Annotated in this window: 20 protein-coding genes; 11 read left to right on the top strand and 9 right to left on the bottom strand. The window is 66.9% G+C overall.

From position 1 onward, the window contains the following. The first annotated feature begins 9 nt into the window (after window positions 1-9). The 8 genes from murB to recN all read left to right on the top strand — a co-directional run bounded on the left by murB (window position 10) and on the right by recN (window position 9,963). On the top strand, window positions 10-951 hold the full coding sequence (gene murB, locus OU682_RS09825; protein ID WP_268941976.1) for a UDP-N-acetylmuramate dehydrogenase: 942 nt from the start codon (window positions 10-12) through the stop codon (window positions 949-951). Between the two features lie 196 nt (window positions 952-1,147). Next, window positions 1,148-2,038: a D-alanine--D-alanine ligase gene (locus tag OU682_RS09830; protein WP_268941977.1), complete on the top strand. Its 891-nt coding sequence runs from the start codon at window positions 1,148-1,150 to the stop codon at window positions 2,036-2,038. After that, complete coding sequence (locus OU682_RS09835; RefSeq protein ID WP_268941924.1) at window positions 2,026-2,973, top strand: cell division protein FtsQ/DivIB; 948 nt, start codon at window positions 2,026-2,028, stop codon at window positions 2,971-2,973. Before OU682_RS09830 ends, OU682_RS09835 begins: the two co-directional genes overlap by 13 nt. A gap of 3 nt (window positions 2,974-2,976) precedes the next feature. Continuing rightward, window positions 2,977-4,311: a cell division protein FtsA gene (ftsA, locus tag OU682_RS09840; RefSeq protein ID WP_268941925.1), complete on the top strand. Its 1,335-nt coding sequence runs from the start codon at window positions 2,977-2,979 to the stop codon at window positions 4,309-4,311. 220 nt (window positions 4,312-4,531) lie between these two features. After that, window positions 4,532-6,124 (top strand): cell division protein FtsZ, encoded by a 1,593-nt coding sequence (gene ftsZ / locus OU682_RS09845; RefSeq protein WP_268941926.1) that lies wholly within the window; start codon window positions 4,532-4,534, stop codon window positions 6,122-6,124. Window positions 6,125-6,344: 220 nt separating this feature from the next. Beyond that, entirely contained in the window at window positions 6,345-7,274 is a 930-nt protein-coding gene (lpxC, locus tag OU682_RS09850) for a UDP-3-O-acyl-N-acetylglucosamine deacetylase (protein ID WP_268941927.1), read from the top strand. Between the two features lie 154 nt (window positions 7,275-7,428). After that, a complete protein-coding gene (locus OU682_RS09855; RefSeq protein WP_268941928.1) occupies window positions 7,429-8,280 on the top strand; it encodes an outer membrane protein assembly factor BamD in 852 nt (283 codons plus the stop codon). A 36-nt stretch (window positions 8,281-8,316) separates the two neighbouring features. Next, complete coding sequence (gene recN / locus OU682_RS09860) at window positions 8,317-9,963, top strand: DNA repair protein RecN (protein WP_268941929.1); 1,647 nt, start codon at window positions 8,317-8,319, stop codon at window positions 9,961-9,963. Between the two features lie 12 nt (window positions 9,964-9,975). Here recN and OU682_RS09865 read toward each other — a convergent pair whose 3' ends face one another. The 6 genes from OU682_RS09865 to OU682_RS09890 all read right to left on the bottom strand — a co-directional run bounded on the left by OU682_RS09865 (window position 9,976) and on the right by OU682_RS09890 (window position 14,963). Beyond that, entirely contained in the window at window positions 9,976-10,695 is a 720-nt protein-coding gene (locus OU682_RS09865) for a sulfate/molybdate ABC transporter ATP-binding protein (protein WP_268941930.1), read from the bottom strand. A 10-nt stretch (window positions 10,696-10,705) separates the two neighbouring features. Continuing rightward, on the bottom strand, window positions 10,706-11,581 hold the full coding sequence (gene cysW, locus OU682_RS09870; RefSeq protein ID WP_268941931.1) for a sulfate ABC transporter permease subunit CysW: 876 nt from the start codon (window positions 11,579-11,581) through the stop codon (window positions 10,706-10,708). Further along, window positions 11,574-12,413 (bottom strand): sulfate ABC transporter permease subunit CysT, encoded by an 840-nt coding sequence (gene cysT / locus OU682_RS09875; RefSeq protein WP_268941932.1) that lies wholly within the window; start codon window positions 12,411-12,413, stop codon window positions 11,574-11,576. Before cysT ends, cysW begins: the two co-directional genes overlap by 8 nt. Before the next feature lie 6 nt (window positions 12,414-12,419). Next, the gene (locus tag OU682_RS09880) at window positions 12,420-13,421 is read right to left on the bottom strand and encodes a sulfate ABC transporter substrate-binding protein (RefSeq protein WP_268941933.1); all 1,002 of its coding nucleotides are present in this window, start codon (window positions 13,419-13,421) and stop codon (window positions 12,420-12,422) included. A gap of 23 nt (window positions 13,422-13,444) precedes the next feature. Then, the gene (locus tag OU682_RS09885) at window positions 13,445-13,663 is read right to left on the bottom strand and encodes a hypothetical protein (protein ID WP_268941934.1); all 219 of its coding nucleotides are present in this window, start codon (window positions 13,661-13,663) and stop codon (window positions 13,445-13,447) included. A gap of 166 nt (window positions 13,664-13,829) precedes the next feature. Beyond that, window positions 13,830-14,963, bottom strand: coding sequence for an aminotransferase class V-fold PLP-dependent enzyme (locus OU682_RS09890; RefSeq protein ID WP_268941935.1), 1,134 nt, complete (start codon window positions 14,961-14,963; stop codon window positions 13,830-13,832). Between the two features lie 145 nt (window positions 14,964-15,108). Between OU682_RS09890 and OU682_RS09895 the strand changes: the two genes are divergently transcribed. Genes OU682_RS09895 through OU682_RS09905 form a run of 3 tightly spaced genes read left to right on the top strand, consistent with a single transcriptional unit; the run spans window position 15,109 to window position 18,466 of the window. Continuing rightward, window positions 15,109-15,807, top strand: a complete 699-nt coding sequence (locus OU682_RS09895) for a type 1 glutamine amidotransferase (protein ID WP_268941936.1) — start codon at window positions 15,109-15,111, stop codon at window positions 15,805-15,807. Continuing rightward, the gene (locus tag OU682_RS09900; RefSeq protein ID WP_268941937.1) at window positions 15,804-17,162 is read left to right on the top strand and encodes a glutamine synthetase family protein; all 1,359 of its coding nucleotides are present in this window, start codon (window positions 15,804-15,806) and stop codon (window positions 17,160-17,162) included. Before OU682_RS09895 ends, OU682_RS09900 begins: the two co-directional genes overlap by 4 nt. After that, entirely contained in the window at window positions 17,159-18,466 is a 1,308-nt protein-coding gene (locus OU682_RS09905) for an NAD(P)/FAD-dependent oxidoreductase (RefSeq protein ID WP_268941938.1), read from the top strand. Before OU682_RS09900 ends, OU682_RS09905 begins: the two co-directional genes overlap by 4 nt. Here OU682_RS09905 and OU682_RS09910 read toward each other — a convergent pair. The 3 genes from OU682_RS09910 to OU682_RS09920 all read right to left on the bottom strand — a co-directional run bounded on the left by OU682_RS09910 (window position 18,463) and on the right by OU682_RS09920 (window position 20,443). Beyond that, a complete protein-coding gene (locus OU682_RS09910) occupies window positions 18,463-18,909 on the bottom strand; it encodes a tellurite resistance TerB family protein (RefSeq protein WP_268941939.1) in 447 nt (148 codons plus the stop codon). The genes OU682_RS09905 and OU682_RS09910 overlap by 4 nt on opposite strands. Before the next feature lie 80 nt (window positions 18,910-18,989). Continuing rightward, window positions 18,990-19,895 (bottom strand): polyphosphate kinase 2, encoded by a 906-nt coding sequence (ppk2, locus tag OU682_RS09915; protein WP_268941940.1) that lies wholly within the window; start codon window positions 19,893-19,895, stop codon window positions 18,990-18,992. Window positions 19,896-19,978: 83 nt separating this feature from the next. Continuing rightward, window positions 19,979-20,443 carry a hypothetical protein gene (locus OU682_RS09920; RefSeq protein WP_268941941.1) on the bottom strand — a complete coding sequence of 155 codons (465 nt, stop codon included), beginning with the start codon at window positions 20,441-20,443 and terminating at the stop codon, window positions 19,979-19,981. Between the last annotated feature and the right edge of the window lies 1 nt (window position 20,444).

A 20,444-nucleotide genomic window follows, 5' to 3' on the forward strand; every position in this document is an offset into this window, starting at 1 on the left:
ACATTCGCCATGATGACCGACCTTCCCCCCACCCGTGGCAACCTGACCCCCAACCGCCCCCTCGACAGCCTCACCTGGCTGCGCGTCGGCGGCCCGGCCGAATGGCTGTTCCAGCCCGCCGACGAGGATGACCTGGCCGCCTTCCTGCGCGATCTGGACCCCTCGGTCCCGGTTTTTCCCATCGGCGTCGGCAGCAACCTGATCGTGCGCGACGGCGGCATCCGGGGCGTGGTGGTCCGCCTTGGCCGGGGTTTCAACGGGATCGCGGTGGAAGGCGACCGGATAACGGCAGGCGCCGCCGCGCTGGATGCGCATGTCGCCCGGCGCGCGGCGGACGCGGGGCTGGACCTGACCTTCCTGCGCACCATCCCCGGAAGCATCGGCGGCGCGGTGCGCATGAACGCGGGCTGCTACGGCAGCTATGTTGCCGATCACCTGATCGAGGCGCGGGCCGTCACCCGCAGCGGCGAACGGATCGTGCTGGCCCCGGACGACCTGCGCTTTTCCTACCGCCATTCCGACCTGCCCGAAGGCTGCATCCTGACCGAGGCGACTTTCCGCGCCGCACCGGCCGACCCCGACAGGCTGCACCAGAAGATGGCCGACCAGCTGGCCAGGCGCGATGAAACGCAGCCCACCAAGGAACGCAGCGCCGGATCCACCTTCCGAAACCCGGCGGGCTACAGCTCGACCGGCCGTGCGGATGATGTCCATGACCTGAAGGCCTGGGCGCTGATCGACCGGGCAGGACTGCGCGGGCATAGCTGGGGCGGGGCGCAGATGTCGGAAAAGCACCCGAACTTCCTTCTCAACACCGGCGGCGCCACGGCGGCGGAACTCGAGGCGCTTGGCGAACTGGTCCGCCGCCGCGTGCTGGAGGACAGCGGCCACGAGTTGCAATGGGAGGTGATTCGCGTGGGCGAACCCTTGCCGCAACCGCAGGCTGATTAACGAATTGCCTAACAATCTTTGGCAGATAGCGAAAAATGCCCTTTTGCGGCTTTCGCGCATCAGCTATCCTTTCGCCATAAGCGTAGACCGGGGATGAACCCGGCCGCGCGGGGACAGAAAATCCCGGATCAACCGGGGCGAAAGGCGAAACGTGGCGGGCAGGTCGAGCGGGACAGCCCATACCGTAGCCGTTCTGATGGGCGGACCCTCGGCCGAGCGCGAGGTGTCGCTGTCGTCGGGGCGCGAATGCGCGAATGCGCTGCGGGTGGCGGGCTATGAGGTGATCGAGGTCGAACTGGGGGCCGAACGCGGCGGCGATCTGGTCGCGCGCCTGGCGGGCCTTCGTTGCGATGTCGTCTTCAACGCCCTGCATGGCCGCTTTGGTGAGGACGGATGCGTCCAGGGCATCCTGGAATGGCTGGACCTGCCTTATACCCATTCCGGCGTCCTTGCTTCGGCCTTGGCGATGGACAAGACGCGTGCCAAGGATGCGCTGCGCGTCGCTGGCCTGCCCGTGGTCGAAAGCGTCATCGCCTGCGCGGACGAGGTGCGCGCCCGCCACGTCCTGCCGCCGCCCTATGTGGTCAAGCCGAATGACGAGGGATCCTCGGTCGGCGTCTACATCGTCCATGACGGCGCGAACCAGCCGCCGCAACTGGCCGACACCATGCCCGCCCGGGTGATGGTCGAAACCTATGCGCCGGGACGCGAGCTGACCACGGCGGTGATGGGCGACCGCGCCCTTGGCGTGACCGAGATCGTGACCGAAGGCTGGTATGACTATGCCGCCAAATACTCGGTCGGCGGGTCGCGCCATGTGATCCCCGCCGATATCCCGGCCGAAATCACGGCAGCCTGCCTGGACTATGCCGTCCGCGCCCATGAGGCGCTTGGTTGCCGCGGCCTGTCACGCACCGACTTCCGCTGGGACGAGGCGCGGGGCCTGGGGGGGCTGATCATCCTGGAGGTGAACACCCAGCCGGGCATGACGCCGACCTCCTTGGCGCCCGAACAGGCAGCCCATGCCGGCATCGATTTTCCCGCCCTGATGCGCTGGATGGTGGAGGATGCGCTGTGCCGGACGTGATCGACCATCGCCCGAATCGTCAGCCCCAGCCCGACCGCATCAAGCGCGATCCCGCGCCTTCGCGCCTGCAATACCGGCTGGAGCGCATGTGGCTGCGCCCGATCTGGCGCCGCGCGGTGCGGGTCGGCGTCCCGGCCTTTCTGGTCGCGATGACCGCCGGCATCTGGCTGTCGGACGAGGATCGCCGCGCGCAACTCTCTGACGGCGTCCAGCACGTCCTGGACAAGGTGCAAAGCCGCGAGGAATTCCTGGTCAGGACCATGGTGATCGAGGGTGTCTCGCCCGTCGTGGACGAGGCGCTGCGCAAGATGCTGCCGGTCGATCTGCCGGCCTCCAGCTTCGACATCGACCTGACGGCGCTGCGGCTGCAGGTGATGCAGTTGGACGTGATCGAATCGGTCGATCTGCGCATCAAGCCGGGCGGCATCCTGTCGGCGGTGGTCAAGGAACGCGAACCGGCGGTCCTTTGGCGCCATGCCCGGGGGATCGAGATTCTGGACAGGACCGGCCACCGCGTCGCATCGGTCACGTCACGCGACGTGCGCGCCGACCTGCCGCTTATCGCGGGCGAGGGCGCGGATCTTGCCGTGCCCGAGGCGCTGTCGCTGATCGACGCCGCCGGGCCGATCCTGCCCCGCGTGCGCGGCCTGGTGCGCAAGGGCGAACGCCGCTGGGATCTTGAGCTGGATCACGGCCAGAAGATCATGCTGCCGGCCGAAGACGCGGTGATCGCGCTTCAGGCCGCGATTGCGCTGGACCGTGCGCAGGACCTGCTGGGCCGCGACATCACTGCCGTCGATCTGCGCAATCCCTCCCAGCCGGCGCTGCGCCTGGGGATCGACGCGCGCAACACCATCCGCGAGGCCCGGGGGCAGGCGCTTCTGGGGCCCGACGGCAAGGTCATCATTCCGGAAGACGACAAGAAGGGGGGCTGAACGATGGCGGAACTTTATCAGACGCAACGTGCGATGCGGAACATCCGCCGGGCGGCCCTGCAACGCGGCGTGATCGGCATCCTGGACATCGGCACCTCGAAGATCGCCTGCCTGGTGCTGCGCTTCGACGGCACCGGCACCTTTCGCGAAACCGACGGCGTCGGGCCGATGGCGGGACAGGCGAACTTCAAGGTGATCGGCGCCGCGTCAACCCGGTCGCGCGGGATGCGCCGGGGCGAGATCGACGTGATGGCGGAAACCGAACGCGCCATCCGCACGGTGGTTGCCGCCGCGCAGAAGGTCGCGGGCGTGCGCGTTGACCACGTCATCGCCTGCCTGTCGGGCGGGCGCCCGGCATCCTACGGCCTGGCGGGGGAAATCACGCTGGAGTCGGGCAGGGTGCATGAACATGACGTGGCCCGCGTCCTGGCCGCCTGCGACGCGCCCGACTTCGGGCGGGGCCGCGAGGTGCTGCACGCGCAGCCGGTCAATTTTGCCGTGGACAACCGCAGCGGCCTTGGCGATCCGCGCGATCACGTCGGCAACAAGCTGGCCTGCGACATGCATCTGCTGACGGTCGATGGCGACGTGATCGGCAACCTGGTCCAGTGCATCCGCCGCTGCGACCTGGAACTGGCGGGCATCGCCTCGGCCTCCTATGCCTCGGCCCGCGCGGCGCTGGTCGAGGACGAGCAGGAGCTGGGCTCGGCCTGCATCGACTTTGGCGGCGGCGGCACGGGTGTGTCGATTTTCGTCAAGAAACACATGATCTTCGCCGACAATGTTAAAATCGGCGGTCATCTTGTGACGCAGGACATCGCGCAGGGTCTGCGCATCCCGCTGCCGGTGGCCGAGCGCCTCAAGACCCTGAATGGCGGAGTCGAGGCGACGGGCCGGGACGACCGCGACATGCTGGATCTGGGCGGCGACGCGACGGGATGGGACGGGGACCGCCGCCCGGTCAGCCGCGCCGACCTGATCGGCATCATGCGCCCCCGGGTCGAGGAGATCCTGGAGGGCGTGCGCGAAGTGCTTGACGCGGCCGGCTTCGACTCCATGCCCAGCCAGCAGATCGTGCTGACCGGCGGGGGCAGCCAGATCCCTGGCCTGGACGGTCTGGCGGCGCGCATCCTGGGGCCGAACATCCGCTGCGGGCGCCCCCTGCGCATCGACGGGCTGGCGCATCAGTTCACCGATCCCAGCTTTTCCAGCGCCGTCGGGCTGGCGCTGTTTGCCGCCCATCCCCAGGACGAATGGTGGGATTTCGAGATGCCGGCGGACAGCTATCCGACCCGCAGCTTGCGCCGCGCCTATCGCTGGTTCAGGAACAACTGGTAAGCCATTGACCAGTAATAGGTCGTATTCTGCCTGTCCCACCACATGGTGGGGCATTGGCAAGATACCGCCTAAAACACCTGCAGATACCGCCAGATTTTGCGGTTTTTGCGCGTTTTTCGGGTGACTGAAAGGCATCTGCCCGCTAGGATTGACGATGATACGAGGGATTCGACGGGCGGCAGGTCATGACCCGATCGACATAGCAAAAACAGGCGGACTCATGAACCTCAATCTGATGATGAACGACGAGGACGAACTCAAGCCCCGGATCACCGTATTTGGTGTCGGCGGCGCGGGCGGCAACGCGGTCAACAACATGATCGAGAAGAACCTGGACGGGGTCGAGTTCGTGGTTGCCAATACCGACGCGCAGGCCCTTGCCGGGTCGCGCGCGACCAGTCGCATCCAGATGGGTCCGAAAGTGACCGAGGGCCTGGGCGCCGGCGCCAAGCCCGTCATCGGCGCCAAGGCAGCCGAGGAAACGATCGAGGACATCGTCGACCACCTGATGGGCGCGCACATGTGCTTCATCACCGCCGGCATGGGCGGCGGCACCGGCACGGGCGCCGCGCCGATCATCGCGCAGGCCGCGCGCGAGATGGGCATCCTGACGGTAGGCGTCGTGACCAAGCCTTTCCAGTTCGAGGGCACCAAGCGGATGCGCCAGGCCGAGGAGGGCGTCGAGGCCCTGCAGAAGGTCGTGGACACGCTGATCATCATCCCGAACCAGAACCTGTTCCGCCTGGCCAACGAAAAGACCACCTTCACCGATGCCTTCGCACTGGCTGACGACGTGCTGTACCAGGGCGTCAAGGGCGTGACCGACCTGATGGTCAAGCCGGGCCTCATCAACCTCGACTTTGCCGACGTCCGCTCGGTCATGGACGAGATGGGCAAGGCCATGATGGGCACCGGCGAGGCCTCGGGCGAGAACCGCGCCCAGGAAGCCGCCGAACGCGCCATCGCCAACCCGCTGCTGGACGAGATCAGCCTGAACGGCGCCAAGGGCGTGCTGATCAACATCACCGGCGGCTATGACATGACCCTGTTCGAGCTGGACGAGGCCGCCAACGTCATCCGCGACAAGGTGGACAGCGACGCCAACATCATCGTGGGCTCGACGCTGGACCCGGACATGGACGGCTCGATCCGCGTGTCGGTCGTGGCAACCGGCATCGATGCCAGCGTCGCCGCCGCCGCCGAAGTGCCGGCCCCCCGCCGCAGCATGGCCGAGCCGCTGACCCAGAACCCGCCCGTTTCGCAGAAGGTCGAGGTTTCGGCGCAGCAGGACGACCTGCCGCCGCGCCGCGTCGCCCCTCCGCTGGGCGACACCCGCCCCGTGGCTCCGGCGCCGGCTTCCGCCGCGCGGACCGAGGACGACATGCCGGCCCCGGCCTATCAGCGCAAGGAAGCTGCGCAGCCCGCGATGCTGAACGTCCGCGAGGACGCAGGCTTCATCGCTCCGCGCGCGCCGCAGGGCGCAGCCCCGCGCGGCCAGGCCTCGCCCGAGACGCTGGAGCGTTTGCGCCGCGCCGTCGAGCACAAGGGCGAACGCCAGCAGCCCGCGCCCCAGCCGGAGCCCGTCCGCCCCCACAGCCGCATGGCGGGTCTTGGCCGGATGCTGGAGCGGATGGCGGGCCATGCCGACACCTCGGCGTCCAAGCCCGCCGCATCCACCATTTCTGAGCGCGTGAACGAGCGCGTGGCCGTTCGTGCGCGCCAGCAGGAAACCGATTTCGACGATCTGGCCAGCCCCGATGCGGGCGGCGACAATGTCGAGATCCCGGCCTTCCTGCGCCGGCAGGCGAACTGAGCCGATCACAACTATTCAGACAGGAAGGGCCGCTGTTTCGCGGCCCTTTTTGCTTATTGTGTCAGGCAGCTATGGCATTCCCGGGGTCCGCCGCGGCGTTGCGGGCCTGATTGTTTCACACCGTTACAAATCGTTAATTGCCCGATTGGCACCCTTGGCATAGTTCACCTGTTACCCCGATGAACGATGTCGTTCCGGGGCAAGATGAAGGCAGGTGGCCATGCAGGCGACGTTGAAAAAGATGGTGACGTTTCAGGGCGTGGGGCTGCACTCCGGCGCCCCGGCGCGGCTGGAGATTCATCCCGCGCCTGCAGGACACGGCATCGTCTTCCGCCGCAGCGACCTGACGCCGGCCGTGGATATTGCCGCCAGGTGGGACCATGTCACGCCCTCGAAGCTGTGCACGCTGATGGATGACGGCAAGGGCACGACCCTGTCCACGGTCGAGCATGTCATGGCGGCGCTGGCCGGGACGGGCATCCACAACGGCCTGGTGATCGTCGATGGTCCCGAGGTTCCGATCCTCGACGGCTCCTCCGCGCCCTTCGTCCGCGGTATCCTGCGAGCCGGAATCGCCGTGCAGGCGGCGCCCCTGCGCGCGATCCGCGTGTTGCGCCCGGTCGAGGTCCGCGAGGGCGAGGCCTTTGCCCGCCTGACCCCGGCGGACCACCTGGAGATCGATTTCGAGATAGACTTCGTCGATGCCGCGATCGGCCATCAGGAAAAGCGCCTGGACATGGCCAACGGCGCCTTCCTGCGCGAACTGGCCGACAGCCGCACCTTCTGCCGCCAGGCGGACGTAGATGCGATGCGCAGGAACGGGCTGGCCCTGGGTGGCACCTATCTGAATGCCGTGGTCGTCGATGGCGCGCGGGTCCTGTCGCCGGGCGGCCTGCGCCACGCGGACGAGGCCGTGCGCCACAAGATGCTGGACGCGATGGGCGATCTGGCCCTGGCCGGCGCGCCGCTGCTGGCGCGCTATACCGGGCATCGCGCTGGCCATGCGATGACGAACAGGCTGCTGCGCGCGCTGTTCGCCGATCCGACGGCGTGGGAATGGGAAACCTGTTCCCCTGCGCTGGAGGACCGCCTGCCGGGGGCCGGAGTCGCGGCCTATGACCTGGCCGCGACCGCTTGGGTGGCCGCGTAATCGGGCGGCTTCCCGCCATCTTGAACCCCTGCTGAAAAGGCAGGCCAAATTCAAAGGATTGCCATTTTGCGCCCCCTGATGTTCTGTGCTAGAGGGTCCATGTAGCTTGGCCGAACGGCTTGGTTGCAGGGAAGAAGTCTTAGGCAGGGTGAAGATGGCGCGCTCGAAATTCTCGGCTTCCGTGATGGCGGCGGTTCTGGCGGGTCTGGTGCTGACAGGATGTGACAGGGGGGGGCTTGCCGAATCCGACAAGCGCAACCTGGATCGCTTCACGGCCGAGGAAATCTACAAGCGCGGCGAGTTCGAGCTGGAAAACAGCCGCAAGCCCGAGGATGCGGTCTTCTATTTCTCCGAGGTCGAGCGGCTTTACCCCTATTCCGAATGGGCCAAGCGTGCGCTGATCATGCAGGCCTATTCCAACCACCGCGCCCAGAACTACGAGGAAGCCCGGGGCGCGGCGCAGCGCTTCATCGACACCTTTCCGGGCGATGAGGATGCGGCTTATGCGCAGTATCTGCTGGCCCTGTCCTATTACGACCAGATCGACGAGGTCGGACGCGACCAGGGCCTGACCTTCCAGGCGCTGCAATCGCTGCGCACGGTGATCGAACAGTATCCCGACAGCGAATACGCCCGCAGCGCGATCCTGAAATTCGACCTGGCCTTCGACCATCTTGCCGGCAAGGAAATGGAAATCGGGCGCTATTACCTGAAGCGCGGGCATTACGCGGCCTCGATCAACCGGTTCCGCGTCGTGGTCGAGGAATTCCAGACCACCACGCAGACGCCCGAGGCGCTGCTGCGGCTGGTCGAGGCCTATCTGGCCCTGGGCCTGAACGACGAGGCGCAGACGGCAGGGGCGATTCTCGGCCACAACTTCAAGTCCTCGCCCTTCTACGAGGATGCGTATCGCCAATTGCGCGGGCGCGGGCTTGCGCCCGAGGCGCGCGGCGACAACTGGCTGAACAACGTGTATCGCCAGATGATCCAGGGAAGGTGGCTGTAAAGGCGGGCGATTGCCCCGCCCTGCAAGGATAAACCGATGCTGCGCTCGCTGGACATCCGCAACATGCTGCTGATCGACCGGCTGGGGCTCAGCTTCGGTCCGGGCCTGAATGTGCTGACCGGCGAAACCGGCGCGGGCAAGTCGATCCTGCTGGATTGCCTGGGCTTTGTCCTGGGCTGGCGCGGCCGGGCCGATCTGGTCCGGCAGGGCGCGCAGCAGGGCGAGGTGACGGCCGTCTTCGACCTGCCCGCCGGCCATCCCGCCCGCGCCGTTCTGGCCGAGGCGGGGATCGAGCTTGAGGATGACGAGCTGATCCTGCGCAGGGTGAATGCCGGTGACGGGCGCAAGACCGGCTATGTCAACGACCGCCGCGTTTCGGGCGAGGTGCTGCGGCAATTGTCCGAGACGCTGGTGGAACTGCATGGGCAGCACGACGACCGGGGCCTGCTGAACCCGCGCGGCCATCGCACGCTGCTGGACGCCTTCGGCGCCATCGACCTGGGCCCGGCGCGCGGCGCCTGGTCCGCGCGCCGAACCGCCCGCCGCGCCCTGGACGAGGCCGAGGCACGCCTGACCGCGGCGCGCGCCGAGGAGGATTTCCTGCGCCATGCCGTTGCCGAACTGGACGACCTGTCGCCCGAGGCGGGCGAGGAAGCGACGTTGGACACCCGCCGCCGCGCCATGCAGGGCGCCATCCGCATCCGCGAGGATGTCGCGCGCGCCTTGAAGATGCTGGGCGGCGACGGGGCCGAGGGCGCGATGCTGGATGCCACGCGCTGGCTGGAAGGCGCCGCCGACCGGGCGGAGGGTCGGCTGGACGAACCCCTGGCCGCGCTGTCCCGCGCCCTGCTCGAGTTGGGCGAGGCACATCGCGGGGTCGAGGAGGCGCTGTTCGCGTTGGACGTGGATCCCGCCGCGCTTGAGGCGACCGAGGAGCGGCTGTTCGCGCTGCGCGCCCTTGCCCGCAAGCACAACGTGCTGGCCGATGATCTGGCCGGGCTGGCCGACGAATTGCGCGGCCGTCTGGGCCAGATCGACGCGGGAGAGGCGCAGATCGCCGCGTTGCGCAAGCAGGTCGAGGACGCCGATGCCGCCTATGACGCGGCGGCCGATGCGGTGACCAGGGCGCGGACGGATGCGGCCACCGCGCTGGACCGCGCCGTCACCGCCGAACTGGCGCCCTTGCGGATGGAGCGCGCGGTCTTCCACACGCTGGTCACGCCCGGCGAGCCCGGACCCGACGGGCGCGACGACGTGGCCTTCACCGTCGCCACGAACCCCGGCGCGCCGGCTGGCGCCCTGGACAAGATCGCCTCGGGCGGCGAGTTGTCGCGGTTCCTGCTGGCGCTGAAGGTCTGCCTTGCGCGCGGCAATGACGCCCTGGTGCTGATCTTCGACGAGATCGACCGGGGTGTGGGCGGGGCCACGGCGGATGCGGTGGGGCGGCGGCTGAAGAAGTTGTCGGATGACGCGCAGGTTCTGGTGGTCACGCATTCGCCGCAGGTCGCGGCGCTTGGCGCCAATCACTTCCGGGTGTCGAAGTCGGTCCATGACAACATGACGACATCCACCGTCGCCGCGCTGTCCCCGGCCGACCGCGTGGACGAGATCGCCCGGATGCTGTCGGGCGACCGGATCACCGATGCCGCAACGGGCGCGGCAAGGGCCTTGTTGCAGGGCTGAGGCGCGACGCCTTCAGGTCGTGATGAACTCGCGCACGAATTCGGTCGCGGGCTTGTCGCGGATGTCATGGGGGCGGCCGATCTGTTCGATCCGGCCCATGGACATGACCACGACTAGGTCGGCCAGTTCCATCGCCTCGTCCTGGTCATGAGTCACGAAGACCGTGGTCAGGCCGGTTTCGTCATGGATGTCGCGCAGGCCCTGGCGCAGTTCCTTGCGGACCTTGGCATCCAGCGCCCCGAAGGGTTCGTCCAGCAGCAACATCCGTGGTTCGATCGCAAGGGCGCGGGCCAGGGCCACGCGCTGGCGCTGGCCGCCCGACAGCTGCGTCGGATAACGCTTGGCAATGTCCGGCAACTGGATCAATTCCAGCAGCTTGGTCACGCGGCGGTTGATCTCGGCCTTGGGGGGGCGCTGGTTGCGGGGCCGGGCGCGCAGGCCATAGGCGATGTTGTCGAAGACCGTCATGTGCCGGAACAGCGCATAGCTTTGGAACACGAAGCCCGCGCGGCGTTCCTGGACCGTCATGCCGGTCGCGTCCTGGCCGTTGAACAGCACCCGCCCCGATGTCGGGAATTCCAGCCCGCCCAGGATCCGCAGCAGCGTAGTCTTGCCCGAACCCGACGGCCCCAGCAGCGCGACAAGCGCCCCCGAGGGGATGTTCAGCGACACGGGCAGCAGGGCGGTGGTGCCCCCGAAGGTCTTGGCGATTTCGTCGATGTCGATATGCATGGCAGCCTCCTCAGTGGCGGCGGATGGCGGCAAGCTGGTCGGCGTGACGCAGCTCCAGCAGGGTTTTCAGAAGCAGCGTGACCAAGGCCAGCGCCGTCAGCAGCGCGGCCATCGAAAAGGCTGCGACGGACAGGTATTCGTTGTAGAGCATCTCGATGGTGATCGGCATGGTGGCAGTCTGGCCGCGGATCTTGCCCGACACGACCGCGACCGCGCCGAATTCCCCCATGGCCCGTGCCGTGCACAGCAGCGTGCCGTAAAGCAGGGCCCAGCGGATGTTCGGCAGGGTCACGGTCCAGAAGGTCCGCCAGCCGGACGCGCCAAGCGTCAGGGCGGCTTCCTCCTCGGCGCGGCCTTGTTCGATCATCACCGGGATCAGTTCGCGCGCGACAAAGGGGAAGGTCACGAAGATCGTCGCCAGCACGATGCCGGGAATGGCGAAGACGATGGGCCAGCCGTTCGCGACCAGCCAGCCGCCGATGGCGGAATTGGCGCCGAACAGCAGCACGATGCACAGGCCCGCGACCACGGGGCTGACGGAAAAGGGCAGGTCGATCAGGGTGATCAGGAAGGCCTTGCCGCGAAAGTCGAACTTGGTGATGAACCAGGCGGCGGCTATCCCGAAGGCCGCGTTCGCCGGCACGGCGATGGCGGTGATCAGCAGCGTCAGCCAGATCGCCGAACGGGCGTCCTGGTTGCCCAGGCTTTCGACGGCGGCAAGCCAGCCTTCCCGCAGCGCCTCGGCAAAGACCACCGCCAGGGGGGCAAAGACCAGGATCGCCAGCCCGGCCACCGCTATGCCGATCAGCGTGATGCGCAGAAGGGGGGCTTCCTCGGTCGCGGCGCGGAAGGCGTGGCGTCTTGTGTGCAGGGTGGCATCAGACATGGCCCATCCTCCGGCGGCTGACGATCTGGATCAGGTTGATGGCCAGCAGCATCACGAAGGAGATCACAAGCATGGCGATGCCGATGGCGGCTGCGGCGTCATAGTTGAATTCCTCGAGCTGGATCACGATCAGCAGCGGCGCGATCTCGGTGCGCAGCGGGATGTTGCCGGCGATGAAGATGACCGACCCGTATTCGCCCACGGCCCGCGCCAGGGCCAGCGCGAAGCCGGTCAGCGCGGCAGGCATCAGCATCGGCAGGATCACGTGGCGCAGCGTATAAAGGCGAGAGGCGCCCAAGGTGGCGGATGCTTCCTCGACCTCGCGGTCGATCTCCTCGATCACCGGCTGGACGGTGCGGGTCACGAAGGGCAGGCCCACGAAGACCAGGGCGATGAAGATGCCCATCTGCGTATAGGCGATCTTCCAGCCGATCTCCTGGGCCACGCTGCCGAAGGCGCCGTTCGGCGCATAAAGCGCGGTCAGCGCAATGCCCGCCACGGCGGTCGGCAGGGCGAAGGGCAGGTCCACGGCGGCGTCCAGGAAGCGCTTGCCCGGAAAGCGATAGCGGACCAGAACCCAGGCCAGCAGCACGCCGAAGATCAGGTTGAACAGCGCCGCCAGCAGCGCCAGCTTGAAGGACAGATACAGCGACGCCGCGACCCGTTCGCGGGTCACGACTTCAAGGATGTTGGAAAGGCCGAAATTGGCGCCCTTCAGAAGCAGGGCGCCGATCGGCAGCAAGACGACGATGGAGAGCATCGCGATCGTGATGCCGGCCGAAAGGCCGAGGCCGGGCATCGCCGTCTTGTGGACCAAGGGTCGGTGGGTCATGCGTTGTTACTTTGCCGTATAGATTTGGTCGAAGATCCCGCCGTCTCCGAAATGTTCGGGCTGCACTTTCTTCCAGCCGCCGAATTCCTCGATGCTGACCAGATCCAGCTTGGGGAAGCGGGCCACATCCTCGGGCGCTGCGGCGCTGGTGTCCCAGGCTCGATAGTAGTGCTTGAATGCCAGGGCCTGGCCTTCGGGCGAGTAGAGAAAGTCCAGATAGGCCGTGGCCAGTTCGCGTTGGGCATCGCTGGTGATGTTGCCCTCCACCACGGCGACCGGCGGCTCGGCCAGAACGGAAACCGAGGGCACGACGATGTCGAACTGATCCTCGCCGATCTCCTCAAGCGCCAGATAGGCCTCGTTTTCCCAGGCCAGCAGCACGTCGCCGATGCCGCGCTGCGCGAAGGTGGTGGTCGATCCGCGCGCGCCGGTATCCAGGACCGGGACATGGGTGTACAGCTGGCCCACGAATTCCTTGGGGTCCTGGCCGTTCTTTTCCGCCCAGGCCCAGGCCGCCAGATAGTTCCAGCGCGCCCCGCCCGAGGTCTTGGGGTTGGGCGTGATCACCTCGACCCCTTCCTTGACCAGGTCGCCCCAGTCGTTGATGCCCTTGGGGTTGCCCTCGCGCACCAGGAACACGATTGTCGAAGTATAGGGGCTGGAGTTGTGGGGCAGCCTCGACTGCCAGTCGGCGGGCAGCTTGCCGGCATCGGCAATCTTGTCGATGTCGGACGCCAGGGCCAGCGTCACCACCTGCGCGGACAGACCGTCGATCACCGCCCGGGCCTGCGCGCCGGACCCGCCGTGGCTGGTTTCGATGGTGGGCGCATCATGGCCTTCGGCCGCCCATTTTTCGGTGAAAGCCGCGTTCACGTCGCGATAAAGTTCCCGCGTCGGATCATAGCTGACATTTAGAAGCGTTTCGGCGTGGACCGGAACCGCGGCCGCCAGGGCCAGCGCGATGGCGGACAGCGAGGCGCCGATACGGCTGGACTTCGACTTGAACATTAGACCCTCTCCTGAAGATGTCTTTATTGGTGCGTGCGGGTGGCCAGCGGTTCGATCCGGGCTTCCCAAAGCGCCGGGTCACGCCCTTCCAGCAGGGATGCCGCCGCTGCCTCGGGCTCTCGGCTCAGCGCCAGAAGGGGGGCGCCATTGACGCGGTGCACCTGCCCGGTGCGCCGGTCGATCAGGCGAACCGAATACAAAGGGGGGGAACTTGCACCGATCTGTTGGCTTTGGATCGTCATCTCGGCCGCTCCCCTGACTCGCCACTTATCTATGGCACAAATAACGACAGGGAAAGTCGTGTTTAGCAAGAGATGAGATGCGCTGAAATGCCAGCCTCAGGGAGAAAATAGTTCTCTGCCGCAAAGGCGCGGGATGGATCGCCCGCGCCTGTCTGCGGCGGTGTTCTCAGGCGACGGGGATGACCTTGTCGATCACGGTCCGCAGCCGGGCCAGGGTGCCGTCCACGTCCTTCAGTTTGTCCAGCCCAAAAAGGCCCAGACGAAAGGTCGAGAACTGGTCGCCCTCGTTCACCGCCAAGGGAACCCCCGCGGCGATCTGCATTCCTTCCGCCGCGAATTTCTTGCCGTTCCTGATGTCGGGATCGCCGGTATAGCTGACGACCACGCCCGGCGCCGCAAAGCCGGGTGCCGCGACCGACCGGACACCGCGCTCGGCCAGCATGTCCCGCACCGCATTGCCAAGGCGCCATTGCGCGTCGCGCGCGGCCTCGAATCCCATCTGGCGGGTTTCCTCCATTGCGTCGCGCAGGCCCAGCAGCGCGTCGGTCGGCATGGTCGCGTGATAGGCATGGCCGCCATCTTCATAGGCCGCCATGATGGCGCGCCATTTCTTCAGATCCAGCGCAAAGCTGTTGCTGTCCGTCTGCGCCAGCCGTTCCGCCCCGCGTTCCGACAGCATCACCAGCCCCGCGGCGGGCGAGGCCGACCAGCCCTTTTGCGGGGCCGAGATCAGCACGTCCACGCCGGCAGCCTTCATGTCCACCCAGGCGGCACCGGATGCGATGCAATCAAGCACCATCAGGGCGCCGACCTGATGCGCGGCCTCGGACAGCGCGCGGAGATAATCGTCGGGCAGGATCAGCCCGGCCGAGGTTTCGACATGCGGCGCAAAGACCGCATCGGGCCGCGTCTCGCGGATCCTGGCCACCACTTCGTCGATCGGCGGGGGTGCATAGGCGGGCTGCGGCTCGTTGCCCGCGGGGCGGGCCATGACGACGGTGGTCTCGCGCGCGAAGCCGCCCATGTCGAAGATCTGGCTCCAGCGATAGCTGAACCAGCCGTTGCGCACGATCAGCGCATGGCCCGTGCCGAACTGGCGGGCAACCGCTTCCATCGCATAGGTGCCGCCGCCGGGCACGATGGCGACCTGATGGGCGGAATAGACCTCGCGCAGGGTGGCGGACAGATCGCGCATCACCTGCTGGAAGCGCTGCGACATGTGGTTCAGCGACCGGTCGGTAAAGACGACCGAGAATTCGTCCAGCCCGTTCGGGTCGATGTCGGGGTGAATGTGGGGCATCGCGTTCTCCTGTCCAGTTGGCCGCAGACTAACCCTGACGCGCGGGGACGGCCAGACCGCCAAAGGGCGCAAAGGCCCGCACCCCCTTGCAGCCCCCCCACCCGGGCGACTACCTTCCTGCGTGCAGCAACATCGCAGGTTTTTCATGCGCATCGGCATCCTTCAATGCGGCCAGGCGCCCGCCGAATTGAAGCAGGACTTGGGCGATTACCCGGACCTGTTCGTCCGGCTTCTGGACGGGCGAGGCTTCGACTTCACGACATGGCATGTCGAGGCGATGGAGTTTCCCGCTTCCGTCCATGACGCCGACGGCTGGCTGCTGACCGGATCGCGCCATGGCGCCTATGAGGATCACGACTTCATCCGCCCGCTGGAACGCTTCATCTGCGACGCCTATGAGGCTGCCGTCCCGATGGTCGGCATCTGCTTCGGCCACCAGATCATCGCGCAGGCGCTTGGCGGCACGGTCGTCAAGCATCCGGGCGGCTGGTCGGTCGGCACCCAGGATTACGACTTCGACGGCGAGACCGTGCGGCTGAACGCATGGCACCAGGACCAGGTCGTGGTCTTGCCCCAGGACGCGCAGGTCGCAGGCCGCAACGCTTTCTGCGAGAACGCCGCCCTGATCTATGGCGACCGCGCCTATACCGTGCAGGCGCATCCCGAGTTCAACGACGACTTCATCCAGGGCCTGATGGACAAGCGGGGCCGGGGCCTCGTGCCGCAGGACCTGCTGGACCGCGCATCCGACCGCATGGGCGAGCCGAAGGGCTCGGCCGCCATCGCCGACCGGATCGAGGCCTTCTTCAAACAGCCCCGCGCCATCAGCCGGGGTGCCGCATGAGCGACTGGATCGACAGGCTGCCCCAGGCCGCCCGCAACTTCGTGGCCGGCCGCCGGCTGGACGAGGTGGAATGCATCCTGGCCGACATCGCGGGCGTCGCGCGCGGAAAGGCCATGCCCGCGTCGAAATTCGCACGGCAGGACAAGTTCTATCTGCCGAACTCGATCTTCCTGCAGACGATCACGGGGGAATGGGCGGACAATCCGGCGGGGGCGTTCACCGAACCCGACATGATCCTGACCCCGGATTTCAGCACCGCCACCGCTGCGCCCTGGACCGCCGACTGGACCTTGCAGGTGATCCACGACGCTTATGACCAGCAGGGCAACCCCGTGCCGATCGCGCCGCGCAACGTTCTGAAGCGGGTGGTGGATCTGTATCGCCAGCGCGGCTGGAAGCCGGTCGTCGCGCCGGAAATGGAGTTCTTCCTGGTCGCTCGCAATATCGACCCCAACCAGCCGATCATCCCGCCGATGGGCCGGACCGGCAGGCGGGCGGCGGCCAAGCAGGCCTATTCCATGTCCGCCGTGGACGAATACGGCAAGGTCATCGACGACATCTATGACTTTGCCGAGGCGCAGGGCTTCGAGATTGACGGCATCCTGCAGGAAGGCGGCGCGGGTCAGGTGGAAATCAACCTGAACCACGGCGATCCGGTCGCGCTGGCCGACGAGATCTTCTACTTCAAGCGCCTGATCCGCGAGGCCGCGCTGCGCCACGACTGCTTCGCCACCTTTATGGCCAAGCCCATCGAGGGCGAGCCGGGCAGCGCCATGCACCTGCATCACTCGATCATCGACGTGGCGACGGGGCGGAACCTTTTTTCCGACGAAAGGGGGGCAGAGACGCCGCAGTTCCTGCATTTCATCGCCGGGATGCAACGGCACCTGCCCGCCGCCGTGGCGCTGCTGGCGCCCTATGTGAACAGCTATCGCCGCTATGTCCCCGACTTCGCCGCGCCCATCAACCTGGAATGGGGCCGCGACAATCGCACCACCGGGCTGCGCGTGCCGATCTCGTCCCCCGAGGCGCGGCGGGTCGAGAACCGGCTGGCGGGCATGGACTGCAACCCCTACCTGGGGATCGCTGCCAGCCTCGCCTGCGGTTATCTGGGGCTGGTAGAGGGTGAAAACCCGCGCGGCGAATGCCTGGGCGACGCCTACATGTCCTCGCAGGACGAGCTGCCCTACAACCTGGGCGACGCGCTGGACATCATGTCCGACAGCGCGCCGATGCGCAGCGTCCTGGGCGAGGATTTCGCCGCCGTCTATGAATCCGTCAAGCGAAATGAATACAAGGAGTTCCTGCAGGTCATCAGCCCCTGGGAACGCGAACACCTGCTGCTGAACGTATGAAGCTGCTTTATGCCAACGACCGGCGGGGGGAATATCCGCCCAGCCTTTATGCCGATACCCGCGCAGCGCTGGACCGTTTTCCGCCGCTGAAGGGGGAAACGCGCGCCGACGTGGCGGTGATCGGCGCGGGCTACACGGGTCTCTCGGCCGCGCTGCATCTGGCGCGGGCGGGGCGGGACGTGGTGCTGGTCGATGCGCAGCGGGTGGGCTTCGGGGCCTCGGGCCGCAATGGCGGGCAGATCGGGTCCGGCCAGCGGCAAGAGGTGGACTGGCTGGAACGCCAGTTCGGGCGCGACACCGCGCGCCGGCTGTGGGATATGGCCGAGGATGCGAAGGCCCTGACGCAGGCCTTGGCCGCCGAATCCGGCGTGCCGATCCGCCCCGGCGTGGCCCATGCCTGCCGCAACCGGGCCGAGGTCGAACACAGCGCCCATATGGCCGCGCATCTGGCGACCCGTTACGGCTATGACAAGGTCCAGCCCCTGGACCGCGAGGCGCTGGCCGCGCATCTGGGCAGCCACGCCTATGCCGGTGGCGACGTGGACTGGGGCGCGGGCCATGTCCACCCGCTGAATCTGGCGCTTGGCATGGCGCGACTGGCTGTGGCTGCCGGCGTGCGCATCTTCGAGGGCACGCATGTCCACCGCGTCGAACACGGCACGGCGACGGCCAAGAGCCGCGTGCTCTGCGATACCGGCAAGATCATCTGCGATCATGTGATCCTGGCGGGAAATGGCTACCAGGGGCGGCTTGATGCCAAGGTGGCGGCGCGGGTCATGCCGATCAACAACTATATCGTCGCGACCGAGCCCCTGGGCGATCGCTTCCCCGAGATCCTGCCGCGCCGGACCGCCGCCGCCGATACCAAGTTCGTGGTGAACTACTGGCGCCTGGACGACGACCGCCGCCTGATCTTCGGCGGGGGCGAGACCGTCAGCTATCGTTTCCCCAAGGACATCGGGGCCCTGGTTCGCCCGCATCTGCTGGCGGTCTATCCGCAGCTTGAAGGCGTCAGGCTGACCCATGCCTGGGGCGGCACGCTGGCCATCACCATGAGCCGGATGCCGCATTTCGCGCGACCCGCCGCGAACTGCCTGTCTGCCGGCGGCTATTCCGGCCACGGCGTTGCCGTGGCGACGCTGGCAGGCAGGCTGATGGCCGATGCGGTGGCAGGACAATCCGAAGGCTTTGACGCGATGGCCGCGATCCCGACGCGGTCCTTTCCGGGCGGGTCCATGCTGCGCAACCCGTTGCTGGTGGCGGGCATGGCCTGGTATGGGCTGCGCGACAGGCTGGGTTTCTAGGAGCCGCCCACCACACGCTGGCGTTGCAGGGCCGAATCGCGGTCCGTCACCCCCAGAAGCCCGGAAACCAGCCGGATCGCCATTTCCTCGCTCGCGGCGCGGTGGTTGTCGGCCAGAGAGATTTCCCACATCGCGCCGATGATGGCGATGCGATCCTCGAGCGAGACGCGATCCTTGATCAGGCGCGTGAAGCGGACGGTGTCAGGCGCCTCGGCCTCGATCATCTCGGCAACCGAGCGGCGCTCGGCGGCGTCAGCCAGTCCCATGCCGTGCATGCGTGCCAGAACTTCGTCGATGCGCCGCTTTTCGGCCGCGTTGTAGTGGTCGTCCACGCGCGCCACGCGCACCAGAAGGGCGGCGACGGCAATCTCCGCGTCCTCCGTCGCCAGCGGCTTCGGATCGGGTTCTTCCGTGAAGAGGCGGCTCAGGAGATTGCGGAACATGGCGCCCATAGTAGACCTTCGCCGCCATCATTCAAGGCTTAAGGGTGCAGCCGTCCCTTATCGGGCCCGGGGACCCGCCGCTAGTACACCTGCGGCACATACAACTCCCGCGAGAGTACGTCGCGTTCGTAGTCGGGGTTGAAGACGCGGTCGGGCAGGGTCACCTCGTCATGCGGGACCTCGGCATAGGGGATCAGGCTCAGCAGGTGGCTCATGCAGTTCAGGCGGGCGCGCTTCTTGTCGTTGGCAGGCACGATATACCACGGCGCCTCGGGGATGTTGGTGTGTTCCAGCATGTCCTCCTTGGCCTTGGTATAGGCTTCCCAGCGGACGCGGGACTGCAGGTCCATCGGCGACAGCTTCCACTGCTTCAGGGGATCGTGGATGCGCATCAGGAAGCGCATCTGCTGTTCCTCGTCGGTGATCGAAAACCAGTATTTCACCAGCCGGATCCCCGACCGGACCAGCATGCGTTCGAATTCGGGGACATCCAGGAAGAACTGGTCCACCTCCTCGTCGGTGGCAAAGCCCATCACGCGCTCGACGCCCGCGCGATTGTACCAGCTGCGGTCGAACAGCACGATCTCGCCCCCGGCGGGCAGGTGGGGGACATAGCGCTGGAAATACCATTGCGTCTTTTCCCGGTCCGAGGGCGCGGGCAGGGCCACGGTGCGCACCACGCGGGGGTTCAGGCGCTGCGTGATGCGCTTGATCGCGCCGCCCTTGCCGGCTGAATCGCGCCCCTCGAAGATCACCACGACCTTTTCCTTGTTGTGGCTGACCCAGTCCTGCAGCTTGATCAGTTCCGTCTGCAGCCGCAGCAGTTCGCGGAAATACAGCTTGCGGTCCATCTGGTCGGGCCGCTTGTCGCGATAGATGCGCCGGATCTCCTCGGACAGGGCGGCATCTTCCAGCTCGATCTCGTAATCCTCGTCCAGGGTATCCAGAAGTTCGGCTTCCAGCCAGTCCTTGGGTTCTTGGTTCATGACACAACTCCGGCTATTCGAGGTTTCGTCTAGGGGCGGAACGTAACGAAATTGCGGCGGCCCGTTGTTCCTGCGGCAGATTGTCAGCGCCCGAATCGGGCCGCGCAGGCGGGCGTGACGGCCAGCACGAAGTCGCGGGCGCCCCCGTCCACGGTGCCGCACCACTGTCCGGTGACGGTGAACAGGCTGCGCGTGCCACGGGCGGGACGATAGGCAATGCGGCGGCCGTTCACGTCGAAAAGGTTCAGCACGCCGCCCGGATTGGTCGCGTAATAGCCCAGGACACCCCCGTCGGCGGTGATGATCAGGCGCTGTTCGTTGTCGGGGTTCGAGGGCCGGTTCTGCCAGGTGGTGCCCGCATTGGCGGTATTGCCCGACGAATTCCAGGCGGCGTTCGGGGAGTTGGTCGGGCTTGCCGGATTGTTGGCCGGGTGGCCGGGGCCGAGGTCGAAGGGCAGGCGGGTCTGGTCCAGGACGATCAGCGGCACGTCGGCATGGGCGGCGGCGGATGCCAGGACCAGGGCGATGACGACGGACAGGCTGCGCATC

This window comes from Paracoccus benzoatiresistens (assembly GCF_026913015.1).
Classification (GTDB): Bacteria; Pseudomonadota; Alphaproteobacteria; order Rhodobacterales; family Rhodobacteraceae; genus Paracoccus; species Paracoccus benzoatiresistens.

Excerpts from the sequence above, each read along its gene's own strand:
- OU682_RS09905 (WP_268941938.1), top strand. The coding sequence starts at position 17,159 with ATGAAGCTGCTTTATGCCAACGACCGGCGGGGGGAATATCCGCCCAGC.
- OU682_RS09900 (WP_268941937.1), top strand. The coding sequence starts at position 15,804 with ATGAGCGACTGGATCGACAGGCTGCCCCAGGCCGCCCGCAACTTCGTG.
- OU682_RS09920 (WP_268941941.1), bottom strand. The coding sequence starts at position 20,443 with ATGCGCAGCCTGTCCGTCGTCATCGCCCTGGTCCTGGCATCCGCCGCC.
- recN (WP_268941929.1), top strand. The coding sequence starts at position 8,317 with ATGCTGCGCTCGCTGGACATCCGCAACATGCTGCTGATCGACCGGCTG.
- cysT (WP_268941932.1), bottom strand. The coding sequence starts at position 12,413 with ATGACCCACCGACCCTTGGTCCACAAGACGGCGATGCCCGGCCTCGGC.
- OU682_RS09830 (WP_268941977.1), top strand. The coding sequence starts at position 1,148 with ATGGGCGGACCCTCGGCCGAGCGCGAGGTGTCGCTGTCGTCGGGGCGC.
- OU682_RS09885 (WP_268941934.1), bottom strand. The coding sequence starts at position 13,663 with ATGACGATCCAAAGCCAACAGATCGGTGCAAGTTCCCCCCCTTTGTAT.
- ppk2 (WP_268941940.1), bottom strand. The coding sequence starts at position 19,895 with ATGAACCAAGAACCCAAGGACTGGCTGGAAGCCGAACTTCTGGATACC.
- OU682_RS09865 (WP_268941930.1), bottom strand. The coding sequence starts at position 10,695 with ATGCATATCGACATCGACGAAATCGCCAAGACCTTCGGGGGCACCACC.
- OU682_RS09880 (WP_268941933.1), bottom strand. The coding sequence starts at position 13,421 with ATGTTCAAGTCGAAGTCCAGCCGTATCGGCGCCTCGCTGTCCGCCATC.
- OU682_RS09895 (WP_268941936.1), top strand. The coding sequence starts at position 15,109 with ATGCGCATCGGCATCCTTCAATGCGGCCAGGCGCCCGCCGAATTGAAG.
- OU682_RS09890 (WP_268941935.1), bottom strand. The coding sequence starts at position 14,963 with ATGCCCCACATTCACCCCGACATCGACCCGAACGGGCTGGACGAATTC.
- ftsZ (WP_268941926.1), top strand. The coding sequence starts at position 4,532 with ATGAACCTCAATCTGATGATGAACGACGAGGACGAACTCAAGCCCCGG.
- lpxC (WP_268941927.1), top strand. The coding sequence starts at position 6,345 with ATGCAGGCGACGTTGAAAAAGATGGTGACGTTTCAGGGCGTGGGGCTG.
- ftsA (WP_268941925.1), top strand. The coding sequence starts at position 2,977 with ATGGCGGAACTTTATCAGACGCAACGTGCGATGCGGAACATCCGCCGG.
- OU682_RS09910 (WP_268941939.1), bottom strand. The coding sequence starts at position 18,909 with ATGTTCCGCAATCTCCTGAGCCGCCTCTTCACGGAAGAACCCGATCCG.
- murB (WP_268941976.1), top strand. The coding sequence starts at position 10 with ATGATGACCGACCTTCCCCCCACCCGTGGCAACCTGACCCCCAACCGC.
- cysW (WP_268941931.1), bottom strand. The coding sequence starts at position 11,581 with ATGTCTGATGCCACCCTGCACACAAGACGCCACGCCTTCCGCGCCGCG.
- OU682_RS09855 (WP_268941928.1), top strand. The coding sequence starts at position 7,429 with ATGGCGCGCTCGAAATTCTCGGCTTCCGTGATGGCGGCGGTTCTGGCG.